This is a genomic window from Echinicola salinicaeni, assembly GCF_014280965.1.
GTDB classification, from domain to species: Bacteria; Bacteroidota; Bacteroidia; order Cytophagales; family Cyclobacteriaceae; genus Echinicola; species Echinicola salinicaeni.
The window spans coordinates 772,841-790,435 of record NZ_JACODZ010000001.1 but is presented as its reverse complement, the minus strand read 5'-3'; the positions used below and the strand labels follow the sequence as shown (position 1 = coordinate 790,435).

At 39.3% G+C, this 17,595-nt stretch carries 13 protein-coding genes; 8 read left to right on the top strand and 5 right to left on the bottom strand.

Going from position 1 to position 17,595, the window contains the following annotated elements; translation table 11 throughout:
• Positions 1 to 19: 19 nt before the first annotated feature.
• On the top strand, positions 20 to 2,776 hold the full coding sequence (locus H7U17_RS03315) for a putative LPS assembly protein LptD (RefSeq protein WP_186754775.1): 2,757 nt from the start codon (positions 20 to 22) through the stop codon (positions 2,774 to 2,776).
• A gap of 26 nt (positions 2,777 to 2,802) precedes the next feature.
• On the opposite strand, the gene H7U17_RS03310 is transcribed toward H7U17_RS03315, so the two are convergent.
• From H7U17_RS03310 to H7U17_RS03300, 3 genes are all read right to left on the bottom strand, one after another.
• Positions 2,803 to 4,017 carry an arginine deiminase gene (locus tag H7U17_RS03310; protein WP_186754932.1) on the bottom strand — a complete coding sequence of 405 codons (1,215 nt, stop codon included), beginning with the start codon at positions 4,015 to 4,017 and terminating at the stop codon, positions 2,803 to 2,805.
• A 239-nt stretch (positions 4,018 to 4,256) separates the two neighbouring features.
• Positions 4,257 to 5,975, bottom strand: coding sequence for a lysine--tRNA ligase (gene lysS / locus H7U17_RS03305; protein WP_186754773.1), 1,719 nt, complete (start codon positions 5,973 to 5,975; stop codon positions 4,257 to 4,259).
• Positions 5,976 to 5,994: 19 nt separating this feature from the next.
• Positions 5,995 to 7,182: a proline dehydrogenase family protein gene (locus H7U17_RS03300; protein WP_186754930.1), complete on the bottom strand. Its 1,188-nt coding sequence runs from the start codon at positions 7,180 to 7,182 to the stop codon at positions 5,995 to 5,997.
• A 545-nt stretch (positions 7,183 to 7,727) separates the two neighbouring features.
• Here H7U17_RS03300 and H7U17_RS03295 point away from each other — a divergent pair.
• The 6 genes from H7U17_RS03295 (at position 7,728) to H7U17_RS03270 (ending at position 14,134) form a co-directional block, all read left to right on the top strand.
• A complete protein-coding gene (locus tag H7U17_RS03295) occupies positions 7,728 to 8,831 on the top strand; it encodes a chorismate mutase (protein ID WP_186754771.1) in 1,104 nt (367 codons plus the stop codon).
• Between the two features lie 30 nt (positions 8,832 to 8,861).
• Positions 8,862 to 9,899 (top strand): 3-dehydroquinate synthase, encoded by a 1,038-nt coding sequence (gene aroB, locus H7U17_RS03290; protein ID WP_186754769.1) that lies wholly within the window; start codon positions 8,862 to 8,864, stop codon positions 9,897 to 9,899.
• Positions 9,896 to 11,113, top strand: coding sequence for a 3-phosphoshikimate 1-carboxyvinyltransferase (locus tag H7U17_RS03285; protein WP_186754767.1), 1,218 nt, complete (start codon positions 9,896 to 9,898; stop codon positions 11,111 to 11,113). The genes aroB and H7U17_RS03285 overlap by 4 nt, the downstream gene beginning before the upstream one ends.
• 159 nt (positions 11,114 to 11,272) lie before the next feature.
• On the top strand, positions 11,273 to 12,112 hold the full coding sequence (locus H7U17_RS03280; protein ID WP_186754765.1) for a prephenate dehydratase: 840 nt from the start codon (positions 11,273 to 11,275) through the stop codon (positions 12,110 to 12,112).
• A 2-nt stretch (positions 12,113 to 12,114) separates the two neighbouring features.
• A complete protein-coding gene (locus H7U17_RS03275; RefSeq protein WP_186754763.1) occupies positions 12,115 to 13,275 on the top strand; it encodes a pyridoxal phosphate-dependent aminotransferase in 1,161 nt (386 codons plus the stop codon).
• Between the two features lie 10 nt (positions 13,276 to 13,285).
• On the top strand, positions 13,286 to 14,134 hold the full coding sequence (locus tag H7U17_RS03270; RefSeq protein ID WP_186754761.1) for a prephenate dehydrogenase: 849 nt from the start codon (positions 13,286 to 13,288) through the stop codon (positions 14,132 to 14,134).
• Here the strand turns inward: H7U17_RS03270 and H7U17_RS03265 are convergent.
• Entirely contained in the window at positions 14,131 to 14,913 is a 783-nt protein-coding gene (locus H7U17_RS03265) for an ABC transporter substrate-binding protein (protein WP_186754759.1), read from the bottom strand. The genes H7U17_RS03270 and H7U17_RS03265 overlap by 4 nt on opposite strands.
• Positions 14,914 to 15,427: 514 nt before the next feature.
• Positions 15,428 to 15,856, bottom strand: a complete 429-nt coding sequence (locus H7U17_RS03260) for a type I restriction enzyme HsdR N-terminal domain-containing protein (protein WP_394353710.1) — start codon at positions 15,854 to 15,856, stop codon at positions 15,428 to 15,430.
• A 92-nt stretch (positions 15,857 to 15,948) separates the two neighbouring features.
• On the opposite strand from H7U17_RS03260, the gene H7U17_RS03255 reads away from it, so the two are divergent.
• Positions 15,949 to 17,586 carry an amidohydrolase gene (locus tag H7U17_RS03255; protein WP_186754755.1) on the top strand — a complete coding sequence of 546 codons (1,638 nt, stop codon included), beginning with the start codon at positions 15,949 to 15,951 and terminating at the stop codon, positions 17,584 to 17,586.
• Positions 17,587 to 17,595: the final 9 nt, after the last annotated feature.

Genomic DNA, 17,595 nt, shown 5'->3' with positions numbered 1-17,595 from the left:
AGTAAATAGAAGTAAATCGGTGCAGAATATTAAGGTAGCCTATCTTTCCTTCATCTTTATCGTAATTTCTTTACACTGCTCTTTGGCACAAAAGAAGCAAAAGAGACCTAAAGAAATAGAAATTACAGCTCCAGATCTTACACCAATTTCTGATACCATCCCTCCTATTTTACCTGATAGCCTTGCGCTGAATGACACTATTCCATTGTCTGACACTACAAAGGTTGTGCCCAAAGGAGAAATTGAAACCACCATTAAGTACGCTGCCCAAGACAGCATTCTTTCGGACTTTAAAGAAAAAAAGGTTTACCTCTACAAACAAGCTTGGTTCGAATATGGTAATATCCGATTGGATGCAGATTATATAGAAATCAACTGGGAGACTAACGAACTGTATGCCTCTGGGGTAGAAGACTCCACGGGAGCAGTCCAAGGAAGCCCCTTGTTCAAAGAAGGAAATAGCACATATGAAATCCGAAAAGATATGCGCTACAATTTTAAAACACGAAAAGCCATCATTTCGGATGTAGTAACAGAGCAACAGGATGGACTATTAAGAGGAGAAAAAGTCAAAAAGGACGATGAGGGCAATGTCTATCTTAGCCATGGTTATTATACCACTTGTAATTTAGCAGAACCTCATTGGCACATATCCTCCAATAAAATCAAATCGGTTAGCGGAAAGCAGACCATATCAGGGCCGTTTAATTTTTACTTTAATGGAATCCCTACCCCAGCAGGCCTACCCTTTGGCTTTATTCCCAACCAAAAGGAAGAACAGGTTTCAGGGATTATTATTCCCTCTTACGGGGAAGAAAAAAGAAGAGGTTTCTTCCTCAGGGATTTTGGCTACTATTTTGCATTTAATGATTATATCCACTCCAGACTTACAGGGGAAATATTTTCGAAAGGTGGTTATGGGGTAAAAGCTGCCACAGTCTATAAGAAAAGGTATCGCTTCAATGGAGGCTTCAATGTTGATTTCCAACAGTTCAGAAGTCCTGAAACAGATGAAACGCCTTTGGATTATACCACTTTATGGGTCAATTGGAGTCATAGTCCTGAATCTAGGGGAAATTCCAGGTTCTCTGCTTCAGTAAATGCAGGATCCACCAACTATAATAACCTAGTGGTTAATCCTAATAACTATATGAGAAATACCAACTCTGAATTCACTTCAAATATCTCATACAGTAAAACCTTTACGGGCACTCCATTTAGTATGTCTGCCAATTTGAGACATTCCCAAAATGTCCGAACGGAAGAAGTGCGATTAATTCTTCCCGATATTTCGGTTAATATGAACCGTCAAACCCCATTCAGAAATTCTAGTTTTGAACCCCTGAAAACGCTGAATTTTGCATGGAATTTTAATGCACAAAATTCCATCAACAATAAGGTAGTACAGCAACTTGGTGTAGAACAGGAATCTTTACAAGGCGAGGTTTTGGATGAAGATACCAACCCAGACATTATCCCCTTCAATTGGGCCAATTTACCTGAATTATTGAAACAAGCCGAAAATGGCTTCAGACATACGGTGCCAGTATCTTCCAATTTTACCTTATTTAAATATTTCACAGGTACTGCCAGTTTCAATTATAATGAACTCTGGTACTTTGACAGAATTAATTATTTCTATAATGCACCAGAAGAAAGGGTCGACAGAATTTTGGAGAAAGGTTTCAGCCGTGTCGGACATTACAGTACATCCTTCAATTTGGCTACAAATATTTATGGTTTTTATACGTTTGGAAACAAATCAAACCTAGAAGCAATTAGACATCATGTGCAGCCTACTATAGGCATGTCCTTTACACCAGATTTTTCTGACCCAAGATATGGTTATTACCAAAGTGTTCAAGTAGACGAAGAGGGAAAGGAGCAATTGTACAGTCGTTTTCAAGGCTTCCTATACGGTGGAGCTCCAAGAGGAGAATCAAGATCATTAAACATATCGATCAGAAACACCTTGGAAGGGAAGAAAAAGGTAGAAAATGACAGCACGGAAGCAAAAAGCGAAAAATTCCCGCTTTTGCAATCATTAAACCTTTCTACAAGCTATAACTTTGTAGCTGACTCCTTCCAGCTTGCTCCTATCAATATGAGCACGAGGACCTCTTTCTTCGACAATAAAATTTCAGTAGCACTCTCAGCCACTCTTAACCCTTATGCTACTAGGGCTTATACAGACAGTGACGGCAACACCTATTTCCGTAAAATCAATGAATATGCATGGAATAATGGCCAAGGAATCGGATCCATCAGTAGGGCTAACTTAAACCTTAACGGTAGCTATAATCCAAGAGGGGCAGAAAAAACTCCAGCAGACACCAGGGAAGAGCTAACCAATGATTTTCTTGAGCAAGGAGGTCAATTGAACGACTTTGTTGAGAACGAAATCAACAGGATCGCCAATGATCCTAGCCAATATATTGACTGGAGTATTCCTTGGAATATTAATTATAGCTATAACCTTAGCTATAGCAAAAGCGACAGAACTGGAAAAACCAATATCACACAAGCGATAAACCTGTCAGGCGATGTCAGCTTTTCAGAAAAATGGAAAGTAAATTTCAATACAGGCTACGATATTTCTACCAGTAAGATCACGCAATCCATGATTGGAATTGCAAGGGATCTTCACTGCTGGCAGATGAATGTAAGCTGGATTCCTTTTGGTACATTTACCAGCTATAGTATTGACATTAGAGTGAAGGCCAGCATCCTTCAAGACTTGAAAGTCTCAAGAAGAAGGTCCTTCTTTGATCGATAAACAATTCAATATTAGCTTAAATTAGCTTAAATCTTTGCTCTGCTGAGTGGCATGGTCATACATCTTGGACCACCTAGGCCTCTTGAAAGTTCTGAAGAGGGAATATCCAATACTTCCACCCCTGCATCCCTCAAAGCCCTATTAGTATGCTTATTCCGCCTGTAGGAAATCACTTTTCTAGGCCCAATAGCAAAGACGTTAGCACCATCATACCACTGTTCGCGCAAAGCATAATCCTTATTGCCATTGCCCATATGGATGATCTCCAAATAAGGGATTTCTTTCTCCAAAACCGTCAGTAAAGACTCTTTTAAAACGGTTCGCTTTATATGCACCTGATCCCCATCATTACTTTTCAATGTATACAATGAAGTCTTAAGAACTGCTTCCAATGCATCTGGATAAGTAAGTACCAAGTTTTCATCCAAAACTGTAAACACAGTGTCCAAATGCATGAAATTTCTTTGTTTAGGGAGATGCACCTCATAGACCCTCTCGACGGTCCCCTCTGCCAAAAGTGACTTCGCAACATGATAAATGGCTTTCTCATCCGTTCGTTCAGAGTTACCTATAGCTACTGCTTTTTTGGACAAAACAATCACGTCCCCCCCCTCAATACAGGCCGGGGTATTATGTCCATCAATAGGATAAATCTTATTGACCTTATCTTTAAACTCAGGGTGATTTTCAAAAATAGCCCTGATGACATTGGCCTCTCTCTGCCTGCCTTCCATCTTCATACTAGAAAATATCATCCCTCCTGGTGTAAGAGCAGCAGGGTCTCGCTGGAAATATAGATTTGGACAAGGTGGAATAACAAAGGCAAAATCCATCAAGTCCTCTAAAGGTAATTTGGTGATTTTTCTTTTAAGCTCATGAACTTTGATCCCAGCTATGAGGGCTGTGGCACATTCAGACGTAGAAAGCCTGCCTAAAATACTTTCCGTATACTGCGAGAGTCTGGAGAACCCCAAGGCCTCCTCCATCATATTAAACAGTACCTTTTCATCAGCCATAGTCTCCATCAAAAGCTCATGAAGTCCTAAAACCTTTGCCCCTGTAGTCTGCTTAATTAGATTGGTAAAATAATCATGCTCTAACTGCATCGCCTCCAAATAGGGCACATCTTCAAATAATAAAAGCTCCTTATTATAGGGCGTTAACCTATCAATTTCCTTTCCGGGCCTGTGCATCAACACCGCCTTCAAAGTACCAAATTCCGAATTTATTCTTAAATCGATCATTCCAAAAAGACATTCATTACAAAACAATCAATAATATAACACCCAATTTAATAAAACCGAAATCACCATTCGTTATTCTTACTAATTCTACAACAAAAAGCCACAAAAAACAGAATCAACTCAAAATAATACAAAGAACTTTGAACCCTATATATATATAAGCAGGGTTAAAATTTAGACATAAAAAAACCGAGCATTGGTTGCTCGGTTTTTTTTAGTTTGCAAAGCATAAGCCATTATGCCAACCAACTTGCCACATCCTCTTTACTAGGGTTATTGGCTTTTAGTTTTAGCTTTTTCCTTCTTCCACATACATCATTGAACAATTTATTAACTTCCTGTTCCTTTAATTGGTCAATGGTATGAATATTCAAATCACGAATCGCTGGAACCAATTCAGGAGCTATTCCCAGTGCCACGAAATCCTCATCTGTGGCAATCTTCACCTTCTTCTCCGGGCGCATTTGAGGGAAGAACAGCACCTCTTGAATGGTAGATTTATTCGTTAGCATCATAGTCAGTCGGTCAATACCAATTCCCAAACCTGAAGTAGGAGGCATTCCATATTCCAATGATCTCAAGAAATCTTCATCCATCGCCATGGCCTCATCATCTCCTCTTTCGGCTAACTTCAACTGATCTTCAAACCGCTCTCTTTGATCAATAGGATCATTAAGCTCTGTATAGGCATTGGCAATTTCCTTTCCGTTAACAAATAGCTCAAATCGCTCTACCAATCCCTCTTCCGTTCTGTGCTTTTTAGCCAATGGAGTCATCTCAATTGGATAATCAGTAATATAAGTAGGCTGGATCAAATTAGCTTCCACCTTCTCTCCAAATATCTCATCAATCAACTTACCCTTACCCATGGTGTCATCCACCTCAATGCCCATATCAGCACAAACCTCACGTAATTCCGTTTCATTCATTTTGCTCACATCTATTCCAGCATATTCCTTAATGGAATCAAACATAGACAACCTTCTATAAGGACCCGCAAAATCAATTTCATTCTCTCCTACTTGCACTTTAGAAGTCTCATGAACAGAAAGGGTTACTTTCTCCAAAAGATCTTCCACCATTTCCATCATCCATATATAGTCCTTATAGGCCACATAGATTTCCATGGAAGTAAACTCTGGATTATGAGTCCTGTCCATCCCTTCATTTCGGAACATTTTCCCGAACTCATAAACACCATCAAATCCTCCCACGATCAAACGCTTCAAATAAAGTTCATTGGCAATCCTCAAATACAAAGGCATATCCAATGAGTTATGGTGAGTTTCAAATGGCCTTGCAGCAGCACCACCATGAACAGCTTGTAATATCGGTGTCTCTACCTCTAACCAACCATGATCATCAAAGTACCTCCTCATATTGGAAATTATCTTTGTTCTGGTGATGAAAGTGTTCTTTACTTCAGGATTAACTGTCAAATCCACATATCGTTGACGGTATCTGAGTTCAGGGTCAGTAAATCCATCATAAACATTTCCTTCCTCATCTCTCTTCACCACTGGTAGTGGCTTTACAGATTTAGAAAGCAAAGTCAGTTCAGTTACATGCAGAGAAATTTCCCCTGTCTGAGTGGTAAAAATATATCCTTTTACACCTATAAAATCACCGATTCCCAAGAGCTTTTTGAAAACCGTATTATAAAACGTTTTGTCTTCACCTGGACAAATATCATCCCTTCTGACATAAATCTGTAATCTCCCTGAAGCATCTTGGATCTCAGCAAATGATGCTGATCCCATAATTCTTCTGCTCATCAAACGACCAGCTATAGAAACATCCTTATAGTCAGTTTTATTATTTTCATAATTTTTATGGATGTCCTTAGAAGTGACATTAATAGGAAACTTAATGGCAGGATATGGGTCTATCCCCAACTTTATCAAGGCCTCCCTGTCTTTTCTTCTTTCTATCTCTTGTTCGCTCAGTAATTGCATAGACTTGGATATATTTATTTTATTTTTTTATAGCGGCTCTTCGCGCCATCTCTTTCTTTATCAATTCAAACTCTCTACTACTCTGTCCAGAAACACTGGTATTTTCTGCAGCTCTTCTGTATAAATAAGGCATTACCTTTTCCACAGGACCATAAGGAACATATTTGGCCACATTATAGCCTGCAAAAGCCAAGTTATACGAAATATTATCACTCATACCATAAAGCTGAGCGAAAAACACTCGATCATCAGAAGGATTTATACCATACAGATTCATGAGTTCCGTCAAAATGATATTACTCAATTCATTATGGGAACCACTTACCAGATAAATCCCCTGCTTATTTTCCATACAGAACTTAAGCGCATCATTATAGGCATTGTCAGAATCCTCCTTGGTATCATGGATAGGACTTGGATAATCATTATCCTCTGCCCTGTCTCTCTCTTTCTCCATATAAGCTCCCCTTACAAGCTTGGCTCCTACGTAATATCCTTTCTCTTCTGCCTCTGCATAAGCCTGCTTTAAGAGTCCCAACATATCCTTTCGATACATTTGATAGGTATTATAGACTATGGCTTTTTCACGATTATACTTTTCCATCGCCTCATAAACCATATCATCTATCACATCCTGGAACCAACTCTCCTCTCCATCAACCATGATCCTTACGTCATACTCATGGGCAGCCTTACATAGACTGTCTACTCTGGCCTTTGTTTTTTCAAAAGCCAGAGCTTCCTTATCAGAAAGTTTCTTCCCTTCCTGAACCTTGGTCATAATCTTGGAGGATCCTAAACCAGTTACTTTAAACACCGTGAAAGGTATTTCCTTTGCTCCTGCAGACCTTTTAATGGTACTGAGGATTTCATCACGCGTAAAGTCATAACTTTTTTCTGTCCCTTTCCCCTCTACAGAGTAATCCAGAATAGTTCCTATTCCGTAGTGCTCTAGCTCCTTGATGGACTTTTTACAATCTTCTATGCTCTCTCCTCCACAGAAGTGGCCGAACATAGTTTTTTTCATGATCCCTTTTACCGGCAACCTCAGTTTAAATGCTACATCTGCTAGGCTTGTCCCCAGCTTCACAGCCATATTACTGTCCATGACGGCAAAAATAAGATACATTTTTCTGAGCTCCACATCCGTCCTGGATGCAAAGGCTATTTCAGTGTTTTCAAAAGAAATATTGGGCTTTGTATTCATCATTTTGAATCAAGGTGCAAATATATTAAAAAAACGTCTATTGACTTTATTTTTATATCTTATAAATAAGTCGCAAGAAACTTGCCATTCTAAGCTATGAATAATCTCATAAAATCAGATAACATATCCAAAAGTCCTTTTCCTTATCACTTTTAGAATTCCAGCAAAGCATTTCACCAAAAACCAAAACAGGATTTCACAAAATCAAAATCAAAACCACCCAAAACAATAGATAATACTGAAACACACTAATATGATTACATTAAAATAATTGGCATTTTTTAAGGTATCCATAATCCTAAGAAGGAAAAAGTATAATATTATAAAAAATTAATTCATGTTTTATTGGTTATTTAAAATCCAGCTCTTAATTTTGGGCCAATGATTAAACAAGCAGCTACATATTTTATCTTTTTCTTTTTTTACTTTCGACCTCAAGGCCGAATCGGAGCTGCTTATTGTCTGGATAAAAAATAAAATTCATACATAAACCAAAAAGCCCGATTCGAAAGAGTCGGGCTTTTTTATTTCAATCAATCAAACAAATGAAAGATCACTTAAAAACGTCAGAATGGGGCTTAGGACTTAACGGTCATGTAATTATCGCGGGGCCTTGTAGTGCAGAAACTCCTGAGCAAGTTGAAAAAGTTTGCCTGGAAATGAAAAATCAAAACATCATTCCTTCAATGTTCCGTGCCGGTATATGGAAACCAAGAACCAGACCAGGAAGCTTCGAGGGAATCGGTGAAGATGGCCTTAAGTGGATGGAGATTGTTAGAAACCACCTTAACATCCCTATCACTACTGAAGTAGGTAACACTGCTCACGTGGAACTAGCACTTAAGCACAAAGTAGATGTACTTTGGATCGGGGCAAGAACTACAGTTAACCCTTTTGCCGTACAGGAAATTGCTGAAGCACTTAGAGGCACAGATATTCCAGTGATGGTTAAAAACCCAATGAACCCAGATCTTCAGCTTTGGATCGGTGCTTTGGAAAGACTTCACGCAGTAGGTATCAATAAACTAGCTGCCATCCACAGGGGATTCAGCGATGCTTACGACAAGCGTTTCAGAAATAAGCCAAACTGGTCAATGCCAATCCACTTGAAAAGAGAATGGAAAGGTATGGAAGTGATCAATGACCCAAGCCATATTGTAGGCAAAAGAGATGGTATCTTGGAAGTTTCCCAAAGAGCTATCAACTTCGGCCTGGACGGTTTGATGATCGAAACTCACCACGATCCAGACAATGCATGGAGTGATGCAAAACAACAAGTTACTCCTGCTCAGTTGAAAGAAATCCTTTCTAAGATTGATTTCAAAAACACATTGGATGCACAAAATCCTGATGAGCAGCTAAACGACCTAAGGACTGCCGTTGACCACCTTGACGATCAATTATTGGATTTATTTGCAGAAAGATTCTCTGTAATCGATCAAATCGGCGCACACAAAAGAGAACACAAGCTAACTGTATTTCAGTCTGACAGATGGAAAAACGTAATGGAATCCAGAACTGAAAAAGGTGTTAAAAAAGGTATGAGTGAAAAATTCATGAAAGAATTGCTTTTCACTATCCATGAGGAGTCTGTAAAAAGACAAGAAAAACAACTTAGAGAAGGTGACGCTGTAAAAAAAGAAGCGTAAAAAATTATTTATATATAAAGTATCAATCCCTTGGAATCAATAATTTTCTCTACTCAAATTGCTGCAGACCTAGAGCGGTACCTAAAAACGAAGAGTTTTTCCAAACTAGGCCTAATAGCTGATAGCAATACCTTTCAAGCCTGTTATCCACTTATCCAGGAAATCCTCCCTGAACATGAGCATTTCCAATTCAAAGCAGGAGAAGTCAACAAAACATTGACCACATGCACCGAAATATGGCAATGGATGACTGATTGTGGGTTTGACAGAAAATCACTGATCATCAATTTAGGAGGTGGAGTAACTGGAGATATGGGTGGATTTTGCGCCAGCACCTATAAGCGTGGTGTAAAATTCATCAATATCCCCACCTCTCTTCTTTCTCAGGTGGACGCCAGCGTTGGCGGAAAACTTGGAGTGGACTTTAATGGCTTCAAAAACCATATCGGAGTTTTTAACGAACCTGAGGCTGTAATCATCTCAGACATGTTCTTGAAAACACTGCCCTTACCAGAATTAAGATCTGGTTATGCAGAAGTCATCAAGCACGGTTTGATCCAAAACGCCAATTATTTCAATAGTCTGAAAATTGACAACTGGGAAAACCAAAGCTGGAAGGACATCATAGAAAAGTCCGTACAAATTAAAAAAGAAGTAGTCACCAAGGACCCGAAGGAAGAAGGCTTAAGGAAAATCCTCAATTTTGGTCATACCGTGGGACATGCAGTAGAGTCATTTTACCTGGATACTGAAAGACACCTGCTGCACGGAGAAGCCATTGCCATCGGTATGATTGCCGAAGCATACCTTTCTCATAAACACATCAGATTACCCAAGGAAGACTTGGACACCATTACCGAAACATTGATTAAGGTTTTTGGCAAAGTGGAAATCCCTAGTGAAGACCTTGATACCATTGCGCAACTATGCTTCCAGGATAAAAAAAATGATGGAAAAACCATTAACTGTTCCTTGCTAAACAAAATAGGTGAATGTGATTATAATATTGCAGTGAGCCTTGAGGACATCATCTCTTCCTTGAATTTTTACAATTCACAACACCCATGAACAAAATCACACTAAGCACCAAAGCCAGCTTTGGAGAAGTAAACATCCCATTGCCATCTTCAAAAAGTGAAAGCAACAGGGTTTTGATTATTGATGCCTTGACTAAGGGAGGCAATCATATTTCCAACCTCGCCGAAGCCAGAGACACCCAAACAATGATCCGATTATTGGAAGAGGATCCGGAAACTCTGGATGTCTTGGATGCAGGGACTACCATGAGATTCTTGACGGCTTATGCTGCTCTTACCAATAGAAACAAAATTTTGACCGGTACTCCTAGGATGTGCGAGCGTCCCATAGGCATTTTGGTGGATGCATTGAGAAGCCTTGGAGCAGAGATAGAATACAAGGGCAAAGAAGGCTACCCTCCAATGGAAACCAAAGGCTTCTCCAAACAGTTGACCAACCACATCAAAATCAGAGGAGATGTAAGTAGCCAATACATATCTGCATTAGTCATGAACGCTCCTCTCCTGCCTGATGGCTTAACTTTAGAGTTAACAGGAAAAATAGGGTCCAGAACATATATAGAAATGACCCTGAAACTTATGGAGCAATTTGGTATCCAATATAGTTTCGAAGAAAACATTATAAAAGTTGCTCACCAAGATTACCAAAATACCAACTTTGCTGTAGAAAGTGATTGGTCAGGAGCAAGTTATTGGTTCAGCCTTTTGGCCTGTGCCGAAGAGGGACAATTCTTCCTAAAAGGCCTTAAAAAGGACAGCTTGCAAGGAGACTCGAAAATAGTGGAGATCATGGATCACCTTGGAGTCAACAGTGAATTTAACGAAGAGGGTATACAATTGACGAAGAAAGCAGTAAGTGGCTTAGAAAGTTTTGATTTCACCCACTGTCCTGACTTAGCTCAAACGGTGGCTGTAACCTGCGCATTAATTGGACAGACAAGTGAATTCACCGGATTGGAAAGCCTAAGAATCAAGGAAACAGACCGTATTTTTGCACTACAACAGGAACTGGCTAAATTCAACGCCAAATTGGTAGAAGGAGATAATGAGGTATTCACACTTATTCCTTCCACTGGTATTCCTGCCGAAGTCAACATCAGCACCTACGATGACCATCGCATGGCCATGGCCTTTATGCCTTTGGCTACTAAAACCAAGGTTTGCTTCGATGACAAGGAAGTAGTCAACAAATCTTACCCAAGCTTTTGGAAACATTGCCAATTGGCCGGACTGGAAACCATATAAAACTGATTGCTGCCTGACCTTAAAAAGTCAGGCAGTTTTCTTTCATGTCATTTTTTATGGAATAAAGACATCGATTGTTTTTGACTTTCTGGCATCCTTCATCTAATTTCACAACAAAAAAATTAGCGGTTCACCGCCTAATCCACAACAACTACTAAATTGAAAGCAACCCAAGAAAAAGTAGCCATACAAGGAATCAAAGGTTCATACCATTATCAGGTGGCCCGTACTACTTTTGGACCAGAGGCAGAAATACTGGAATGCCTGACCTTCGCGGAACTGGTCAGGAAAATCACCACTGAGGAAGCCTCCATCGGTGTATTAGCATTGGAAAACTCCATCGCAGGAGCCATCCTCCCGAATTATGACCTTATGGACCGTAACAACCTTAGGATCACCGGAGAGTTTTACCTACCTATTTCCCATCAGTTAATGGCATGGCCGGGACAGGGCATCCAAGAAATCCGAGAAGTTCGCTCCCATCCAATGGCCTTATTACAGTGTAAAGCCTTCTTTGAAAAATACCCACATATTCAGTTGGTAGAAGATTTGGATACTGCCTCAGTAGCCAAGACCATCCATGAAGAACAGCTGAAAGGAGTAGCGGCTATTGCCGGTAAATCGGCTGCTGAATTTTATGAGCTGGACATTTTGGCCTCTGACATTCAAACCATCAAAAACAATATTACACGTTTTTGCATAGTCTCCAAGGAAAAGGAACAGGTTCCAGAAGAAGGATTTGACAAAGTTTCTCTTAAATTGATCATTCAAAATGAAAAGGGGAGCTTGGCCAAAGTACTCAACATCATGAGCGAAAACAATCTTGACCTTACAAAAATCCAATCCCTGCCAGTTATTGATAAGCCATGGCATTATGCCTTCTTCATAGATTTAATTTTTGAGGAACTTTCCGATTATCAATCGGCCATGCAGCAAATCCAAGGCGCAGGTCATCAGATAAAAATCATGGGAGAGTACAAAAACACCAAAATTGCCTAAACATGATCCAAGCAGCCAATCGCCTGAACAAGGTCAAGGAATATTATTTTTCCAAAAAATTAAGAGAAGTGGCCAGGTTAAAATCAGAAGGTCATGACATTATCAATATGGGAATAGGAAGTCCTGACCTTCCTCCACATCCTTCAGTAATAGAAGCATTAAATAACACCAGTAAGTTGAACAGCTCCCATGGCTACCAGAGCTATCAGGGAATTCCAGCCCTCAGAGAGAGCATTGCAGCTTTTTATCAAAATCACTATGGGGTCAGCCTTGATCCTGCCCATGAAATTCTACCCATGATGGGATCCAAAGAAGCCATCATGCACATTTCCATGGCTTACCTGAATCCCGGTGACAAGGTGCTTATCCCAAACCCAGGCTACCCTACCTATACTTCTGTAACAGAATTGGTGGGGGCGGAAGCTATATATTATGATCTCAAGGGAGAAAGCCACTGGTTACCTGATATGATTCAGCTGGAGGAATTCGCTAGCCAAGGAATTAAATTGATGTGGATCAATTATCCCCATATGCCCACGGGCGCCAATGCCACAAAAGCAACATTAAAAAAACTGGTTGACTTTGCAATAAAGCACCAAATCCTTTTGGTTAACGACAATCCATACAGCTTTATATTAACGGAGGAACACCTCAGTATTTTAAGCATTGAGGGAGCAAAGGAAATCGCCTTGGAATTAAACTCATTGAGCAAAACCTTTAATATGCCAGGCTGGAGAGTGGGAATGCTATGTGGAGACAGCCATTTTATAAAAGAAGTCTTAAAGGTGAAAAGTAATATGGACTCTGGCATGTTCTTAGGCATCCAACAAGGGGCCATTGCCGCATTAAGCCTAGACAATTCCTGGTTTGAACAGATGAACAACATCTACCAAAAAAGAAGGGAATTGATATGGAAACTGGCAGAAAGAATCGGTGCCGTATGTGACAAAAAAAGCTCTGGCATGTTCGTATGGGCAAAGCTTGCAGATAAATCAGACCCACACGCCTTGGTAGATAAATTACTCTACGAAAATGAAATATTCATTACTCCCGGAGACATCTTTGGCAGCAATGGCAATGGATATATCAGGTTTTCACTTTGCGTGCCAGAAGACATTATTCAAAAAGCATTTGAGAGAATAAATAGCGCTTGGACCAAATAAACTAATCATCATGAGGAAAATACACATAATAGGCCTTGGCCTTTTGGGCGGCTCTTTTTCATTGGGATTAAGAGCAGCGCTACCTAACCTGACTATTACGGGTATGGACCATAATCAAACTCACCTAGAGCAAGCACTCCAATTAGGAATTATTGATGAAGCAAAAACAACTCCTGACCGGGATACTGACATTGTGGTAGTGGCCATACCGGTACATACAATCATTCCTGTTCTAGAAGATTTATTGGACAAGGTCAGTGAACAAACCCTGGTAATGGATTTTGGTTCAACAAAAGAAAACATCTGCGCTGGCCTGGCCGACCATCCCAACAGAAAAAACTTCCTCGCTGCCCACCCTATTGCAGGCACAGAGTACTCAGGTCCCAAGGCTGCTTTTCCAGATTTACTAAAAGAGAAAATCATGATTCTCTGCGAGATGGAAAAAACAGATATTCACCTCAAAGCCAAAGCATACACGACATTTGAAGCCCTCAACATGAAGATCAGGTTCATGGAAGCCCACGACCATGACAATCAATTAGCATTTGTTTCACATCTTTCCCATATCAGTTCTTTCATGCTGGGAAAAACCGTGCTTGATAAAATGCAGGATGATAAAAATATCCTAGATATGGCAGGAAGTGGATTTGCTTCCACAGTAAGACTGGCCAAAAGCTCTCCTGACATGTGGGCCCCCATTTTACAGGAAAATAAAGACAATGTGCTAGAAGCCCTTAATGGCTATATAAGAAACCTAACAGAATTCAGGGATCATTTGGCTTATGAACAATTTGAAGACCTGCGTAAAATAATGAAAAAGACCAATCAGATTGGGGAAATTTTAGATTTGAAAAATTAAGCCAATCGGTTTATCAATGACGCAAAATAAGCGGGGGCATATAGCAAACGACTACCATACCAAGAGCAGATTTCCCCATCAACCAAAACTACTTTAGCGCTAGGAAATTGCTTTCTGAAAACATCCAAGTGCTTTTCCTTAAAAGGATAAGGTTCAGAACTAAGGAAGATAAAATCCGGATCTAGCTCTTCAATATCCTGCGTTTGTAGACTTGGATACCTATCACTTTTCAATACATTTTTAAACCCATGCATTTTCAACATATCATTGATAAAGGTCTTTCTCCCCACCCCTATCAGTGGCTCCTGCCAAATTAGGTACAAAGCAGTACCTAAAGGCCTAATGTCATTCAACCAAGAAGCTTTGATTTTTCCAATCAGTTTTTTTGCTTCAACTGCAGTGGAAGTAATTTCCCCAATACCAGACATCATGTTAAATGCATCTTCTAATGCATAAATATCACTCATCCACACTGGAAACTCCTGCGCTAAAATTTCAATACCTTCTTTATAGTTTTCTTCTTTATTTCCAATGATTAAATCGGGTTCCAAAGATCGGATAACATCAAACCTAAAATTCTTAGTCCCTCCAATAACCGTCTTCTCTGTCTTTAGCCCTTTAGGATGAATACAAAATTTGGTAATGCCGACCAGCCGATCTATTAAGCCTAAATCGATCAGCAATTCTGTCTGGGAAGGAACCAAAGAAACTATGCGCTTTGGTATCTTATCGAGCTCTACCTGTCTCCCCATTTGATCTATATATAGTTTTTTCTCCATTTCTTATCCAATTACTTAGCCCTAAAAAATTCATTTATTTAACACCTACCAGCATCATAGAAGACAGCATTACTCTACAAAATTAAGAAAGAACAAAGTCTATTTCTCAAGTCTTCAAACATTAAAAGACAAAAATACCCGGGCAAAAAAAATCCCTGAAATATTCAGGGATTTTTTTAATACCAATTAACCGCATAAAGAAATTTGTTCGCTCCTCATTTTCAGAAAATCCTATTAGGAAATCCTAAAAAACTTGCTTGTAACATTTAACGCTTTCAAAAAACAAACATATCGAAAGGAGTTATGGCACAATTTACAACAAAAAGGAATATGATTAAAATTATCTTTCAATATATTTATTAAAAATTTTCGTTTTATTGTTTTTAATAATAATCAAATAAAAACAAATCTCACAGATGCCCCCAATTATTATTAAGTCAATAATAGAACATCAAAATCCCCCAATGGAGAAAAAGAAATCATGTTAATTCAGAATGAAACAACTTAAGCTTAATTAAACAAATGCAGGAAATTCTTGTATTTGTTTATAAGATTCCATATCCCGGTTATACTGAAGGCAAATATGTTGTATCCCATTACTAATGGCCATAAACTCTGCCCCAATAGTCTTATTGTACACACATACCTGTTCTACCACATTTTGGTTTAACTTCACTTCTGGTGCTTTGCATTCAACCAAGAAAAACGGTTTCCCTTCCCTATTAAGCACCAAAATATCAAAACGCTTATTAAGCTTATTATACTTAAGCCCCTTCTCAAGGGAAAACAAACTTTTAGGGTATTTCTTATAAGCGACTAAATAAAAAACGATATGTTGTCTCACCCATTCCTCAGGAGTCAAAACCAAATATTTCTTTCTTAAAGAATCAAAAATACATAACTTCCCATTTTCGGAGGAAAATTGAAAGTCAGTTGTAGGCAAATTTAGTGGTTTATTCAAAAAGGGGTAATCAGCTGCTGTCATGCTGCAAATATCACTGCTTCAAAATGGAAATAAAACTATCCTAACAAAAAATGAATTTATCTAAATTAAAATATTTATTGGCTAGCCTTTGTTTTCTACTTTTTGCATGCCAAGAAAAACAAAAGGTAGACCTTATCATCCATAATGCGGTCATTTATACAGTTGATCAGGATTTTGAAAAAGTCGAAGCCTTGGCTATTTCAGACGGAAAATTTCTGGATTTAGGTAGCAATAATGAAGTATTAGAAAGATATGAGGCTCCTAAAGTCTATGACCTCAACGGAAAATTCATTTATCCCGGTTTTATAGATGCCCATGCCCATTTCTACCGATATGGAACCAGTCTAAAGGTAGTTAATCTCGTCGGTGTAAAATCCCCAGAAGAAATGTTCAACAGGGTAAAGGAACACAGAAAAAGCCATCCCAACCAAGCTTGGATTCTAGGAAGAGGATGGGATCAAAACCAATGGAAAGAAAAAATCTTCCCCAATAAATCTGCACTTGACAAAGCCTTTCCGAACACTCCTGTCTTATTAACGAGAATAGATGGACATGCCGCACTTGCCAATCAAAAAGCTTTGGACATGGGAGGTATCGATGCAAACAAGCAAATCCTAGGAGGAAAGGTAATCATAAACAACGGAAAGGCCACGGGGCTTCTAGTGGACAATGCCATTGAAATGGTTAGTGCTAAAATCCCTGCCATTAGTGAAGCAGAATCACGTCAAGCATTATTAGATGCCCAGAAGAACTGTTTTGAAGTAGGCCTTACTTCAGTAGTCGATGCTGGAATAGACAAAGAAACCATTGATTTAATGGAATCCATGCAAAATTCGGGGCAACTTAAAATGAGAATTTATGCCATGATCAACCCCACAAAAGAGAATAAAGCTTACTATTTCGAAAGAGGCCCCTATCAAAACGAATCTATAACCATTAGAAGTTTTAAGATCTATGGAGATGGCGCACTTGGATCAAGAGGAGCTGCTCTTTTGGCTCCCTATCATGACAGGCCTGAGGAAATTGGCTTTTTGCTGAATACCTATGACAACTTTTTAAGCACTGCTGAAGAACTTTATGAGCATGGATTCCAAATGAATACCCATTGCATAGGAGATTCTGCCAACAGAACCTTATTGGATATCTACGCAAAAGTGCTGAAGGGAAAAAATGACCTCAGGTGGCGAATTGAACATGCCCAAGTGATCAGCCCTGAGGATCTTATTAAATTCGCGAAATACAATATTATCCCATCGGTACAACCTACTCATGCCACTTCTGACATGTATTGGGCAGAAGACAGGTTAGGACCGAATAGAATAAAAACGGCCTATATTTTCAAGGACCTTCTAGAGCAAAACGGCAAAATTGCACTGGGCAGTGATTTTCCAGTAGAAAGCATCAATCCACTTTTCGGCTTCCATGCAGCTGTGGCTAGGCAAGACGCTAATAATTGGCCGGAAAATGGATTCCAAGCAGAAAACAAATTAAGCAGGGAGGATGCCTTAAGAGGCATGACTATTTGGGCCGCTTATGCCAATTTTGAAGAAAACTTAAAGGGGAGTATTCAAAAGGGAAAACTGGCAGATTTTGTTGTACTTGAAAGAGATTTAATGACCGCACCTGAAACAGCATTAAGAAACCTGAAAGTAAAGGCCACCTATATTGGAGGAGAGAAAGTTTATTGATCAGTTCTT

What these genes read in the sequence shown, in the direction of transcription:
- lysS (WP_186754773.1), bottom strand. Translation starts at nt 5,975, where the DNA reads ATGCAATTACTGAGCGAACAAGAGATAGAAAGAAGAAAAGACAGGGAG.
- H7U17_RS03300 (WP_186754930.1), bottom strand. Translation starts at nt 7,182, where the DNA reads ATGAATACAAAGCCCAATATTTCTTTTGAAAACACTGAAATAGCCTTT.
- H7U17_RS03295 (WP_186754771.1), top strand. Translation starts at nt 7,728, where the DNA reads ATGAAAGATCACTTAAAAACGTCAGAATGGGGCTTAGGACTTAACGGT.
- H7U17_RS03285 (WP_186754767.1), top strand. Translation starts at nt 9,896, where the DNA reads ATGAACAAAATCACACTAAGCACCAAAGCCAGCTTTGGAGAAGTAAAC.
- H7U17_RS03275 (WP_186754763.1), top strand. Translation starts at nt 12,115, where the DNA reads ATGATCCAAGCAGCCAATCGCCTGAACAAGGTCAAGGAATATTATTTT.
- H7U17_RS03270 (WP_186754761.1), top strand. Translation starts at nt 13,286, where the DNA reads ATGAGGAAAATACACATAATAGGCCTTGGCCTTTTGGGCGGCTCTTTT.
- H7U17_RS03265 (WP_186754759.1), bottom strand. Translation starts at nt 14,913, where the DNA reads ATGGAGAAAAAACTATATATAGATCAAATGGGGAGACAGGTAGAGCTC.
- H7U17_RS03255 (WP_186754755.1), top strand. Translation starts at nt 15,949, where the DNA reads ATGAATTTATCTAAATTAAAATATTTATTGGCTAGCCTTTGTTTTCTA.